Here is a 1,293-nt window from a genome sequence, read left to right as displayed (position 1 = left end):
GTCTGGCCTCCCGGTGCCCCCTCCTAATCCCGGCTCTATTTAGCAGCCCGAGCCCTCCCCTAAACCCTAGTCTGAATTTACTATTGCAAGTCCAAGGACTTGCCCCAGTCCGAGCCCCAGCCTTAAGTGTGAAATACCTGAAACAACCGGACAGTGAGCCACCCATAACAGAGACAACGTGTTGCCGCAACCGCAGCCATGAATTGGGTACCGCAAGCCCTTGGGGCCCTGCAAACACAGACATAGGGATATGAAGCCCTTTGAAAAGTTAGTATATCTACAACACCCCAATTCCTACCAGGAGACCAATAGCCAGATGTAGTTGGGTCGTAGGGAGCCGGCGGGACTGTGATGACTTGGCCAGACTGGTTCGTTGGCACATGGTAGAAAGACGTGTTTTCGGTAAAATTCCGCCTATGCCTTAAGCCACGTCCAGCCCTAGCTCTAGCCTTCATCCTCGCCGAATTAATCCCCAGCCCACCCCTAACCAACCCAACCCCTAACTCCTAATTCCAATCCCCTCCGCCAGGTCCTGGGCTCAACATACTCTATTTCGCCTGTAGGGGTAGTTGTGAATGCCCCGACGTAGTATAGTGCTGCAGTTCCCTAGTAGAGTAAGGGTTGGGGTTGTGTGGATAGGGGTTGGGATAGGGTTTGGGATAGGGTTGGGATGCTGTGAATCCTAGGTTGGTGGGTGCGGGCTTTAGGTTTGGGTAGGGTTTGGGCTTACATAAAAACCAGCATCAGGGCTTTGCTCATAGATGTCGTACTGCAGTCCTCGCACTATGTAATCTTCTGGTTAGGACTTTCATGCAGTTTTGACATGGTGAAGTGGCGACGCACGCTTCTTGAAAAGAGAAACACCAACTTACTGTTGTTTGGATCTTTTAACTCGGGCGGGACTTGGAAGGTCAAGTGCAAGCCGTACTCATCTTGGTCGCCTGGTGCATTGAGGACCGACCACGCCTTATAAGCAGGCCGTCCATCTGGTGCTCCAACAGGCAAATTATTCACAGTATCGGTGACTTCCCAATCCCTTGGGATATATCCCGCGGCCCAAGTTGAATTCGTGTAATTGGAGCCGTGAACGGGAACGGCCACTGAACAAAAAATAAGATACAAACAAAAACCTAATTGAGGTCGATGGTGCATTGATGTTTGTGGAAAATTGGCGTCGTGGTCGTCGTCATATTTGCGACTAATGCGTAACGTTGCTGACTGGACATCGACCACAGGAATACAAGCCCCTGAAAAATTTCTGCGCGGGTTCGCGGATGGTCAAGCTAGGGTAGA

Annotated in this window: 1 protein-coding gene; it reads right to left on the bottom strand. The window is 51.1% G+C overall.

Annotation, left to right across the window (positions count from 1 at the left end; all coding sequences use genetic code 11):
• Window positions 1-783: 783 nt before the first annotated feature.
• A complete protein-coding gene (locus V6D20_07915) occupies window positions 784-1,122 on the bottom strand; it encodes a hypothetical protein (GenBank protein HEY9815710.1) in 339 nt (112 codons plus the stop codon).
• Between the last annotated feature and the right edge of the window lie 171 nt (window positions 1,123-1,293).

The organism is Candidatus Obscuribacterales bacterium (genome assembly GCA_036703605.1).
In the GTDB taxonomy this organism is placed as follows: Bacteria; Cyanobacteriota; Cyanobacteriia; order RECH01; family RECH01; genus RECH01.
The sequence above is the reverse complement of the archived record's forward strand: the minus strand, read 5'-3'. Positions and strand labels throughout refer to the sequence as shown.